12 protein-coding genes are annotated in these 12,080 nt (G+C 56.2%); 2 read left to right on the forward strand and 10 right to left on the reverse strand.

The window, feature by feature from the left end:
- Window positions 1-70: 70 nt before the first annotated feature.
- Together NQT62_RS09375 and NQT62_RS09380 are read left to right on the forward strand one after the other, a co-directional pair.
- Window positions 71-1,228 (forward strand): sensor histidine kinase, encoded by a 1,158-nt coding sequence (locus tag NQT62_RS09375; RefSeq protein WP_256764460.1) that lies wholly within the window; start codon window positions 71-73, stop codon window positions 1,226-1,228.
- Window positions 1,218-1,889 (forward strand): response regulator transcription factor, encoded by a 672-nt coding sequence (locus tag NQT62_RS09380; protein ID WP_256764461.1) that lies wholly within the window; start codon window positions 1,218-1,220, stop codon window positions 1,887-1,889. The genes NQT62_RS09375 and NQT62_RS09380 overlap by 11 nt, the downstream gene beginning before the upstream one ends.
- On the opposite strand, the gene NQT62_RS09385 is transcribed toward NQT62_RS09380, so the two are convergent.
- The 10 genes from NQT62_RS09385 to pedF form a co-directional block, all read right to left on the reverse strand.
- Entirely contained in the window at window positions 1,802-2,263 is a 462-nt protein-coding gene (locus NQT62_RS09385) for a DUF1850 domain-containing protein (protein ID WP_256764462.1), read from the reverse strand. The genes NQT62_RS09380 and NQT62_RS09385 overlap by 88 nt on opposite strands.
- Window positions 2,260-4,344, reverse strand: a complete 2,085-nt coding sequence (locus NQT62_RS09390; protein WP_256764463.1) for a TRAP transporter permease — start codon at window positions 4,342-4,344, stop codon at window positions 2,260-2,262. Before NQT62_RS09390 ends, NQT62_RS09385 begins: the two co-directional genes overlap by 4 nt.
- A 42-nt stretch (window positions 4,345-4,386) precedes the next feature.
- A complete protein-coding gene (locus tag NQT62_RS09395) occupies window positions 4,387-5,346 on the reverse strand; it encodes a TAXI family TRAP transporter solute-binding subunit (RefSeq protein WP_256764464.1) in 960 nt (319 codons plus the stop codon).
- A 163-nt stretch (window positions 5,347-5,509) separates the two neighbouring features.
- A complete protein-coding gene (locus NQT62_RS09400; protein ID WP_256764465.1) occupies window positions 5,510-5,812 on the reverse strand; it encodes a hypothetical protein in 303 nt (100 codons plus the stop codon).
- Window positions 5,813-5,817: 5 nt separating this feature from the next.
- On the reverse strand, window positions 5,818-6,069 hold the full coding sequence (locus NQT62_RS09405) for a MoaD/ThiS family protein (RefSeq protein ID WP_256764466.1): 252 nt from the start codon (window positions 6,067-6,069) through the stop codon (window positions 5,818-5,820).
- The gene (locus NQT62_RS09410) at window positions 6,036-7,331 is read right to left on the reverse strand and encodes an NAD(P)/FAD-dependent oxidoreductase (protein WP_256764467.1); all 1,296 of its coding nucleotides are present in this window, start codon (window positions 7,329-7,331) and stop codon (window positions 6,036-6,038) included. The genes NQT62_RS09405 and NQT62_RS09410 overlap by 34 nt, the downstream gene beginning before the upstream one ends.
- Window positions 7,328-9,175 carry an aldehyde ferredoxin oxidoreductase family protein gene (locus NQT62_RS09415; protein WP_256764468.1) on the reverse strand — a complete coding sequence of 616 codons (1,848 nt, stop codon included), beginning with the start codon at window positions 9,173-9,175 and terminating at the stop codon, window positions 7,328-7,330. The genes NQT62_RS09410 and NQT62_RS09415 overlap by 4 nt, the downstream gene beginning before the upstream one ends.
- A 26-nt stretch (window positions 9,176-9,201) precedes the next feature.
- Window positions 9,202-9,675 (reverse strand): 4Fe-4S dicluster domain-containing protein, encoded by a 474-nt coding sequence (locus NQT62_RS09420; protein ID WP_256764469.1) that lies wholly within the window; start codon window positions 9,673-9,675, stop codon window positions 9,202-9,204.
- Between the two features lie 767 nt (window positions 9,676-10,442).
- Window positions 10,443-11,315: a substrate-binding periplasmic protein gene (locus NQT62_RS09425; protein WP_256764470.1), complete on the reverse strand. Its 873-nt coding sequence runs from the start codon at window positions 11,313-11,315 to the stop codon at window positions 10,443-10,445.
- A 117-nt stretch (window positions 11,316-11,432) separates the two neighbouring features.
- The gene (gene pedF / locus NQT62_RS09430) at window positions 11,433-11,888 is read right to left on the reverse strand and encodes a cytochrome c-550 PedF (protein WP_256764471.1); all 456 of its coding nucleotides are present in this window, start codon (window positions 11,886-11,888) and stop codon (window positions 11,433-11,435) included.
- Between the last annotated feature and the right edge of the window lie 192 nt (window positions 11,889-12,080).

A 12,080-nucleotide genomic window follows, 5' to 3' on the forward strand; every position in this document is an offset into this window, starting at 1 on the left:
ACACGGCACCTTGTACTTCCGGTTTAAACGAGAGAACATTGGACGCACCGTGTGGACAGGACCTTTTCGCATGCAGCTTCAGACGCTGTTGATCAAACGACTACTGATTGCCCTTGGCCTGTGGGCAGTGGTGTGTGGGGTGATCGTGTTCGGCATGGGCCGACAAGACGTGACCACCGAGTACGATGCTGCGCATGACCTGATCGAAGACCTCTATTCCGAACTGGCCATCTCCAATGGCATGAGCCCAACCAGCCACTCGGTGCTGCGTGATCAATTGGCCCTGCGCAAAGCCGAACAGGAAAAAGCAGAAACTCGCCGTGAACTGCTCGTGACTTCCCTCATGCTGTTGCTGATGGCCATGGGCAGTGGTGTGGTGGTGTGGTGGTCCCTGCGGGGCGCACTGAACGCCCCGCTTCAGCAACTGGTGAATTGGCTGAAAAGCATTGAGACTTCCACTGACTTGCAAACCCAAACCACTCACTGCACACCCACGTTTCAATTGACGGAACTGCAAAACATCCAAGACAGCGTGCAGCAATTGCTGCGTACGCTGGAGGATGAACAATTGCGCAACCGCGAGTTGCTGGGTAGGGTCATCGACATGCAGGAGCGCGAACGGGCATCCATTGCACAAGAACTGCATGACGAATTGGGGCAAATGCTGACCTCCATCTCGGTGAATTCCGCTTTCCTGTCCAAGCACAGCCAGGGCCACGCACAAGAAGCAGCCCAGGCCATTCAACATGAAGTACAGCAACTCATGGTGTGGTTGAGAAGCTCACTGCGTGAGCTCAAACCCCACCTGTTGCTGGAAGTGTCGCTGCGCGACGCCGTGCTGGATTTGGTGGACAGTTGGTCCAAGCGCAAGGGCTGGTTCGTCGACTTTGCCTGGAGCCATGAGGGGGAAACACTCGGACTATCTGAAAAAACAGCCTTGTATCGTGTTCTTCAAGAAGCACTGACCAATGCCGCAAAGCATGCAGAATCCAAAAATGTTCGTGTACTGGGTGGTCTGGACCCTCACACTGGCGAATGGGTTGTGATGGTGGACAATGATCAGGTTTCTGCAGGCCCCATTCACCCGTCACTGGGACTGACTGGCATCCAGGAACGGGTGCAACACCTGGGCGGGCAAGTCAGGACTGACCGCAGTGGCGGACAGTTCTGCCTCACCGCCCGCATCCCCATGAACGCAGTCAACACCGGAACTGACCATGCCGATTGAGAGCACCATCTTGCTGGTGGATGACCATGCCGCCGTGCGGTCTGGCTACCGGCGCTTCATTGAAATGGACCCCGACTTGAGGGTCATTTACGAGGCGGGCAATGCAGAACAGGCTCTGGCCTGGTTGAGCCAACACCCAGTGGATGTGGCTGTCATGGACATCAGCATGCCTGGCCAAAGTGGGCTGGAACTCGTCAAACGGGTGAAACTGAAGTGGCCCGATTTGCCGGTGGTGATATTGTCGATGCACGACAGCCCGGTGGTGGCCAGCAAAGCCCTTGAAAGTGGCGCCATTGGCTATGTCACGAAATCCAGCGAACCGGAAGAATTGGTCAAGGCCATTCGGCACGCGCTCACGGGTCGGCGGCATGTGTCATCCGATGTCCAATTGGACAGCAGCTTGCTCAGCCCGCGCGAGGTCGACATTGTGCGACTGCTGGTGGAGGGGCACACGATTGACCAGGCGGCCCTGTCCTTGGGGATCAGCGCCAAAACGGTCAGCAACAACTTGTCCACCATTCGTCAAAAAGTGGGGGTACAAACGGATTTTGAACTGGCATTTTGGGCCTGGAGTCAGGGTTTGGGCAAAGCACCCCCTGGCTTTTCGGCAGGCAGTTCAGGCTCGGACACCACGCGCAGTACAAAACCCTCAGACCGTTGAGCCGACAATTCCGGTTCTTGTGGCGGATCGCCCAGCGCGGTGCCCAGGCTCACGCAATGCGCTCGGTCTGGCAGGTCACACAAGGTCCAGGCACTGACGGTAGCGCCTGAATTGGCCAGGCGAATTTCCTGGAGATGCAAGGCGGGCTGCGGAACCCACACATACCAGCCGTTGAGCAATTGCGCACCGGGTGCTGGATCCATCCCGGCGCCACTGCCTTTAACCCGTGCCTGGGTTTGAATCAGGGTGTCGCCGTCCACCCGCCAGTCTTCCTGCCATTCAACACGTTCCACCGAGTGGGTCCATGTCAGGGTGAAATCGGTGGACTGCACACAGGCCACCAGCACCACACCAGCCAGCGCGCACACGCTCATGCCGATCGAGCAGTCGACTCAAGGGTCGCTTTGTGCATGCGCCAAACCAGCACGGCAAACACCGCAGACAGCACAAACCCGATTTCATCGGTGGCGGGCACCGCGGCTATCAGCAAAAATGCAGCGGCTGTTGACAACAGGCGCATCCAGACCGGCAAGCGCACCCCGAGGTAACCAATCACTGACACGCCCCACAAGGCAATCGCCAACACCGACTTGAACACCATGTAAGCCACACCGGGCAGGTATTGGTGCCAGTCACCCTTGACTTGCAGCATCAGTGCCGGGTCATAGACGGCCATGTAAGGAATCACGAAACCAGCCGCTGCAATCTTGACAGCCTCGATCGAAATATTCAGGCCGCGTTCTTTGGCAATCGGGGCTGCTGCAAAGCAGGCCAAGGCCACCGGCGGCGTCAGGTCGGCCAAAATACCGAAATAAAACACAAACATGTGACTGATGATGAGCGGCACACCCAACTGCTCCAATGCAGGACCGGCAATGCTGGAGGTGATGATGTAATTGGGAATCGTTGGGATGCCCATGCCAAGAATGATGCAAGTCACCATGGTCAAGACCAGCGACAAAATCAGGCTGTTTTGACCCACGCTGACCACATACTGACCAAAGGTATTGGCAGCGCCGGTCAACGTGACCGTGCCGATGATGACACCCACGATGGCGCAGGCCACGCCCACCGGCAGTGCCGACTTGGCACCCTCGGCAAGGCTGTCCCGACAGGCCAACACCGTTTCACGCCCGCCCTGACTAAAGGCATTGATGCCGATGAGAATTGCAATGGCCGCCGCCACAATGCCAGTTCCGAATTTCAGAAAGGCGGCACACACCACGCCCAGCCCAATCCAGAACAACACGCGTATGGCCAAGGAGGGCAGTCCGATGGCAATCGATGCGCCCAAAATCAGCACCACCGTGAATGCCAAACCCACCGTCCCGGCAAACAACGGTGTGTAACCGCCCACCAGCAACCAGACCAATGCGGCCAATGGAATGATGAGGAACCATTGCGTTTTGATGGCCAACCAGGCCGATGGCAGCTCGGATTTTTTCAGGCCCACCAAGCCGTGCTTGCCGGCCTCCAGGTGCACCATCCAGAATGCGCCAAAGTAATACAAAATGGCCGGGATGATGGCTGCTTGCACAATCTCGGCATACTCAACGCCCAGCGTTTCTGCCATGATGAAAGCCACCGCGCCCATCACTGGGGGCATGAGTTGCCCACCCATGGAGGCTGTGGCCTCCACCCCCCCGGCAAACGCTGCACGGTATCCAAACCGCTTCATCAACGGAATGGTGAACTGCCCGGTGGTCACCACATTGGCCACCCCGGATCCCGAGATGGTGCCCATGAGCGCCGACGACACCACAGCAACCTTGGCAGCCCCACCCTGCGCATGGCCGACCAGGCCCAGCGCCACGTCAGTGAAGAGCTTGATCATCCCGGCCTTTTCAAGAAAAGAACCAAAGAGGATGAACAAAAAAATGTACGAGGAAGACACATAGGTTGGCACGCCATAAATACCCTCGGTGCCGTAGGCCATGTGCTCAACCACTTGGGCGAAGTCATAACCCCGGTGGTTCAGCGGGTCAGGCAAGTACTGGCCAAACAGGCAATAGGCGAGAAAGAAACCGCAAATCACAGGCAAGGCCGGGCCCATCAGCACCCATGTGGCCACAAAGATCGTGCCCATGGCCACCACACCAACCACGACGTCCAGTTGGCTTGCGTCGCCCGCCCTGAGCAGCAGGTCTTTGTATTCCCACCATTGGTAAACGGCCACACCCACAGCCGCCAGGGCCAGTAACCAGGCCACCGCCTTCCAAACAGGCCCCTTGCCCATGGCCACCAACGGGTAGGTGAGTAACAAGAGAAAACCCACATGGCAAGCCCGCACCACCTGGCTGGGCAAGTCCAGCCAGTGTGCTGCCGTGGCAATTTGAAATAGGGAAAAGGCCACCGCAATCCAAAACAGCAACCGCCCCTCTGCCGTGGCGGGAAAGGCCTCGGCAGTGGGGTCGTGAAAACCAGAGGATGGGGACGCCTGAGCATGTTCACGCATGGTGTGTTGACACTGAAAAAATGGATGAAGAAGACAAGGCGCTTATTTCAACAAACCTTTTTCGCGATAGAACTTGGCTGCGCCCGGGTGCAATGGCACCGGCATGCCTTGGAGGGCATTTTCCAGTTTCATGGCCTCGGCCGCCTTGTGGGCCGTGCGCAGGGCTGGCAGGTTATCCCACAACAGTTTGGTCATTTGGTAAGCCGTTTCATCGGATACATCAGCCCGGGTGACCAGGAAATTCACGATGGCCGCGGTGGGCACGTCTTTGTCCTGGCCTTTGTAGGTGTTGGCCGGAATGGTGGCGGCGATGTACGGTGCCCCTACTTTGGCCACAATGTCAGCGGGCACTGCAACCATGTTGACATCCATGGAGGTCGACAAGTCTTTCAAGGAGGCAACACCCAAACCAGCGGATTGCAAGGTTGCATCAATTTGACGGTTCTTCATCAATTCAACCGATTCGGCATAGGGCAGGTATTCGGTTTTGGACAAATCTTTGTAGCCCATGCCCGCTGCTTCAAAAATGGCGCGTGCGTTAATTTCGGTTCCAGACTTTGGTGCACCCACAGAAACACTCTTGCCCTTCAGGTCTTTCAAGGATTGTATGCCTGACGATTTGGCAGCGACGATTTGAACGTAGTTGGGGTACACCGCCGCAATGCCGCGCAATTTCTTCAATGGTTTTTTGAAACCAGCTTCCTCATCGCCTTCCCAGGCCAACTTCACCGAATCACCCAATGAGAATGCCAACTCACCCTTGCCCTGCTCCAGCAGGTTGAGGTTTTCAACAGAAGCCTTGGTGGCTTGCACCTGGGTGCGTGCACCGGGAATGTGGTCACCATAGACCTTGGCCAGTGTCACGCCCAGCGGGTAATAAATACCGGTGGTGCCGCCGGTGAGAATGTTGATGAATTCCGCCGACTTTGCCGGCATGGACACCAGCATCAGACTCGACAGTGCGCTGGCCAGCAGGACCTTCTTCGTGTGGTTGAACATCATCCTTCGCCTCCTTGGGTGTTGTTGATTGAATTCTTGTCGGAAGACTATGGACTGAAGATCCAAGGATGCGCAAGGATGCAAACCCGGATTTTGGCGCAACTACGGGAAATTACGAATGGGGGTATTGGGGTCTGGATGGAGGGGGCACCGGTTGAATATCGCTTCAACCACCGCCCCGCAAGGTGTACAACTCAAATGTTTTGACAAACTTCGCCCGGGCTTGCGCAGTCACATCCCCCGTGAATTGAAGCAGCACTTCCAGCCGCTTCATGCGCACCAGGGCAATCACCCGGTCTGGCAAGGGTGTCCAAGCCACACGGCCCAAGCCGCCCTCGAGCAGAAAATCCTGGGTTGATGCACCCACCAATCCGCGTGGCACAACACTGGCAATCATGTCGAGCCAACGCAGCAACTCACGCTCGGTACAACTCATGTCGAGCGTGGTGGCCGTTTGAAAATCAGGCATGCTGTTCAACCGCCCGCAATGGGTGGCCAAATGGCCAGCACATCATCATCGGTGAGCACTTTGGATACGCGATCGGCCGGATCCACATACACACCGTTGACCAACACCAGGTGGGTCAACTTTTCCGGCAGGTGAAACTGGTCGATGAGTTGCTGAACAGTACTGCCCTCGGTGACCTGCAGGCGAACCGCGTTGTCCACGCGGCTCTCCGGCAAGTAATCGGTCAGTGTTGCAAAGAGTTTGAAGGTAATTTCCATGTGCTCTGGGATTGTGCGCAAGCCAGGTAGGCTTCCATCAGTCGGGTCGGATCCTTGAGCAAATGGTCTTTCCATTCGCCCAACCGGATTTTGCCCTGAATCAGACCCCGCATGACACCCACGTGGTCAGTCAGGCCCAAACTCGTGGCCCCGATCAGCACATCATCCTTGAACTCCAGCCGCAGGTAGGTAAAACCGCCGGTGTTTTTCAACTCCACACTTTCACCACCCTCGGCCCCCCACCATTGCCCGAAGCTCGCAGCAATCAGGCCCAACGTGTCGAGCACGTTCATGGCCAAGCTACCCAAGGTTTTGGTTCTCAGGCCCATCATGTTCTGCGCTGCAATGCGCGCATCGTCTGCGGCAGCGGGCTGAATCATGTTGACCGTTTTTTGGCCGGTCGAAAAATCACGAACCTGGGCCACATCACCAGCAGCGTAAACATCCGGAACATTGGTTTGCATGTGGTCATCCACCAGCAAACCCTGGTCTACTTCCAGACCAGACCCTTCCAAAAAATCCAGGTTGGGTTTGACACCGGTTGCCGAAATGATGAGATCGCATTCCAGTGTTTCACCATTGGACAAACGTGCACGCAGCGGAGTGCCTTCTTCAATGGCCTCCACTTTGGTCGAACAGTACACATTCACGCCCTTGTGAATGCACCAGTCACGAATCATGGAACCAGCACCTTCCGTCATCATGCGGGGCACCATGCGGTTACCCATCTCGACCACGGTCAGCTTGACGCCGCGCAAGGCCAAGGCCTCCATGATGATGCAGCCAATAAAGCCGGCACCCATCTGCAACACGCGTGACCCGGGCTTGGCCAGCTCAATAATTTCACGCGCGTTTTCCAGGGTCCAGCACGGGTGAACCCCTGGCAGGTTCACACCGGGAATCGGCGGAGAAATGGGGCGGGCACCCGTGGCAATCAGCAGCTTGTCGTAAGGCAACAGTTGACCGTTGTCCAGGTGCACCACCTTGTTGGCCGTGTCCAACTTCTTGGCAAAGGCCCGCACCTCTTCAATGTTCTGCTTCTTGAAGTGGTCCGGGTCTTTGCGCAAATAGGTGCCACTTTCATCCACCCGGCCGATCAGCAGGTAGGGAATGGCCATGCGGGAATAGGGAGGCTCAGGCTCTGCGCCCACCATCACGATGGAATCGTGAGGCCGCTGCTTGCGGATTTGCTCGGCAGCGACCACACCCGCAGGCCCGTTACCCAAGATAACGTGCCGCGTTGTGTTGGAACGATTGGTCATAGCCCCAGACGCTCCAGTGTGGCTTTGGTTGGACGGCCTTCACTGTCCCAGCCACGCAGTTCGTAATACTCCGGCAGCATCTTGTCGATGCCGTTGACCAAACCTTTGGCTGGGCCCACTTTGGCGGCGTCTTTTTTCAAGCGCGCTGGCAAATCATCGTCGGCTTTGGTGAAGCCCGCAGCCAGGTTGAATTGGCGCTCCAGGTTCCAAATCCGCTCACCCATGGTTTCCAGGTTGGGCATGTCGAATTCTTCACCACAGGCTGCCGCCACCTGCGGCTGAACATCGGCCAGAGTCCAGGCAAAACTGGTGAACACGCAAATACCGGCCGAGTCAAAAATCGCGGTGGCATCCTGGAAAGCTTTCACCAATCCGGGCTTACCGTCGGTGGTCAATGGGTCGGTCTTGACAGGAATACCCAGCACTTCCGAGGCGACCGTGTACGAGCGCAAGTGGCAAGCACCCCGGTTGGACGTGGCATAGGTCAAACCCATGCCCTGAATGCCGCGAGAATCGTAGGCCGGGAATTCCTGACCCTTCACGCTCATGGACAGCTCGGGGTGGCCGTACTTGGTACACAAGCGCTTGGAGCCTTGGCCCACTTCCTTGCCGAAGCCTTCGCCATTGCAAGTCCATTCGGCCAACTTGGTCAACGCTTCGGACGAACCAAACGGTGCCTTCACGCCAATTTGCTGCTCGGTCAGCACACCCATCTCGTACAGTTCCATCACCGCAGACACGGTGGCACCAAATGAAATGGGGTCAATGCCATGTTCATTGCACAGGAAGTTGACGTAGGTCAGTGCTTCCAGATCGTTCACGCCATTGGACGAGCCCAGGGCCCAGGCGGCTTCATATTCCAGACCACCGGATGCCCCCCAGTACTGTGGCTTGTTTTCCACGGTGTAATGGGTTTCGTCGATTTTGGAAATGCGACCACAGGCAATGGTGCAGCCAAAACAGGCCTGGTTGGTCACCAGGTTGGCCTTGCCGTCCGTGGGGCGCTTCTCATGCATTTTTTCGCCGGAAATGTCCTTGGCACCATCAAACTGCACCTCGCGGTGGTTGTTGGTGGGCATGGCACCCATTTCGTTGATCACGTTCATCAGCACCTGGGTGCCATAGGTGGGCAAGCCCTGACCTGTTACCGCGTTTTCAGCCAGAATTTTTTTCTTCTCGAAGGTCACCTTCATGAACTCTTTTGGGTTGGCGATATTGCCCACACCCTTGGTGCCACGCACAGCAATGGCTTTCAGGTTCTTGGAGCCCATCACAGCACCCACACCTGAACGCCCGGCTGCACGGTGCAGGTCGTTCACAATCGCCGCGTACAACACCTGGTTTTCACCGGCGCGGCCAATCGATGTCACGCGGATCAGCGGGTCTTGGTGTTTGGTCTTGATGGCGGGTTCAGTTTCCCAAACACTTTTGCCCCACAGGTCCGACGCATCCAGAAGGGTCGCCTTTTCGTTCTCGATGAACAGGTAGACTGGCTTGGCAGCCTTGCCTTCCAGAATAACCATGTCCCAGCCAGCGTTTTTCAACTCGGCACCCCAGTAACCGCCGGAGTTGGAACACGCAATGGCGCCTGTCAACGGGCCTTTGGTGATCACGGAATAACGACCGCCGGTCGACGCCATCGTGCCAGTCAATGGGCCTGTGGCAAACATCAGTTTGTTGTCAATCGACAGTGGATCCACCTTGGCGTCCACTTCTTCCACAAAATATTTGGTGGCCAGGCCGCGTTGACCCAGATAGGTCTTGGCCCAGTCCATGCGCAGATCTTCGGTTTTGCAGGTGCCTTCGGTCAGGTTCACGCGCAATACTTTTTTGGTCCATGCCATGTCAAATTCTCCCTTCGCTTTCTTGCTTATGCGTGTGTCTGGTTGCCGAGCTTGTCGGCCCACTGCTTCATTTTGTCCAAGCCGGTCCAGTTGGAGTCCACAAACGTGATGGCACCCGTCGGGCAGGCCTCTGCGCAGGCAGGGTCACCACCGCACAGGTCACACTTCTGAACCTTGCCGGTTTCCTGAACATAGTTAACGGTTCCGAATGGGCAAGCGATGGTGCACACCTTGCAACCCACGCAAACGGACTCGCTGACCACTTTCACACCGTTGGTTTTGTCCAGCGTAATCGCTTCAACAGGGCAGGCATGCAGACACCAAGCCTCATCACATTGCGTGCAGGTGTAGGGCACTTTCTTGCCAGTGTGGTGAAAGTCGAAAACCTTGATTCGCGACAAAGAGGTGTTGAAGACCTGGTAGTTCTCGTAGCTACAGGCCATTTCACACTGCAGGCAACCTGTGCACTTGTCAGGCGTGATGTGAAGAGACTTTTGCATCCCGTGTTCCTCGCTTTGATTTGTTGGATTTGTTCTGGGCTTGCGGGTTTGTGACCCACATTCAAAGACTGTTATGCAATAACCCTGCCAACCAAAGCAGGGTGTACAAGGGTCATTCGGCAACAGATTTCCGAGTTTTTGAAAACCACTCTCATTCAGACTGAACACCTGTTGCTTTTTGAAACAGGTGTTTCATTGCGTTGCGATTTCATGGCCGCCATGCAGGACCAGCAGGTCGTGCCGTTTTAATTGCCCCCCTAGCAACACCGGTGGCCCGGTCCGAACGCCTCCCGAAAAGTAAAGGTTGCCCCGCGCATGTCGAACCGTCCCGAGAACTCGCCACTGCGTGGCTCAAACATCCCGGTCCGTGTGTTCGAATGCTGAGCGGGTCAAACCGATCGGGGAGCTGAATGTTCGGCGCCGGGCTCACCGGTGTTGCTGGGATCCATGTGTATGCGGCGATGCGCGGTTCACCTCCCCTGCAGCGACAATCAGGACAATCTGCAAAACCGTGCCAAGCAGGCGCGGTGGGCACAGCCTTTAGGCTGGCCCAGAGGTCGATTCCCGACCGTCTCTTTTGGAGGGTCGACCTCAGCGAATGCGAGGTCCAGGTTTTGAACAACAGATTGGCCGTCGCAAAGGGGTGTGACCGCGCAGTGGCGCTAGAAATAACGCATCCAACGGGTGTGAACGCGCAGTGCCTGATCTTGGCGGTCACTGGGGGAAAGACCGTCACACAGCGGCACCCCTCAAAATACCAACAACAATCAAGGCCGAACGTAAGTCAACCCATACTTCTGAAACAGCTTCGCCAACTCACCCGAATCGCGAAGCTCATTCATCGCGGTGGTCAGCTTCTCAGCCAGCACCTGATTGCCTTTCTTGGTGGCCATGCCCACCACCCACCCCTTCGGTGGCAATGAGTTGTGCGGCACTCGGGACACATAAAACCCCCCTTTGGCCTCCGGGTGTTTGGCCAACGCACCTTCCAGTTCGGCACGGGTCGCCATCACGGCAACCAACTCGCCTTTCAACAGGGCTTCCACAGCCTCCCCAGGTGTCTTGAAGTTCACCAGGTTGGCCGAATAAGACCCACTGTCAGCACCTGCCAACAACTGGCTGGGCAATGAGGCAGCCTCGGCGCCAATCTTATTGCCCTCCTTCATGAAGGGCTCCAGGCTGGTGAGCTCAGGCAAGGCTTTGACGTTGCGAGCCACGAAAATATCGTCCCGGGTATAAGGGTTGAAAAACAGCACCTGTTTTTCCTGTTTCATCACATAGTCATCGATGGGAGCGTGCATCAAAATGTCAGCGGGTGGGCCAGCCAGGTAATGTCCTTTCCAAACCATGTTGCGCAAATCGTCGGACATGGTTTCGTCTTCGTTGAACGCGCGCACCTGTATTTTCAAACCCAACCGAGTGGCCAGCGCCGTGGCAATGTCCACATCCAAACCTTTACCTTGGTCCGAATAGGGCTCCAGCTTGTTGTAGACGGCGACCTTGAGAAAACCTGCCGCTTTCACGCGCTCCCAATCCTCCAACTCTTGGGCCTTTGCAACACTGGGCAGCCAGATTACAACAGCGGCCATCAAACCCAGATGGGCCAAATTTTTCGCCAGAGCACGGCGCAACATGTTCATGAAAGGTCTCCTGAAGGATGATCTGCCCTCATTGGGCATTGTGATTGTTTTGTAAACCCAAAACGAAAGGCCAGCCAGATTGAACTGACCGGCCTGAACATAAACGGTCAGCCCAGCTTATTCGTACTTGCGGGTTTCAATGTACGATTTAATGGCCCAGATGGCCTCTTGACCAAAAATGCCTGCGAATGGGGGCATGTAGACGCGTCCGTCCCGAACCTTGCCACCCAGCACCGAATTGCGGAAATAGCTGTCAATGTCCACCTGACATTGGGCTTTGGCTTTTTTATTGGTGAGGGTTGCGCATTCATCGTTCAACTTGCGCAGGTCAGGAGAAATGCCGCCGCTCACCGCTTCCAGCCCATGACACCGCGCGCAGTTCTGGTTATACGCTGAAGACCCCACACGGATGGCCTCTTTGTCGCCGGAATACGGGTTGCTGTCCAGCATATTGTCGCCAAGTGGCTTCAAGGTTGAAACATCCACAGCTTGCGGGACCACGTCACCGTGGGCCAAGGCAACGCTGGATGCCAAGGTAAACACAATTGCCAGTGCGGCTTTACGAGCAAACATCACAACTCCTGTCTGTTTTAAATATCGAACGCTGCCTTCGTTTGCAAGCCCCATGCCAACCACGCCACAGCGACCCTCCACAGCGCCCAAGACTGGCTTGCTGCAACGCAAACCAGAATGTTAAACATGTTTAAATACACCGAACTGTTTGACAATCCTTTCGCTCAATGTGTGATATCTTGGGTGGGTCAA

It is taken from the genome of Limnobacter humi, assembly GCF_024518835.1.
Lineage (GTDB): Bacteria > Pseudomonadota > Gammaproteobacteria > Burkholderiales > Burkholderiaceae_B > Limnobacter > Limnobacter humi.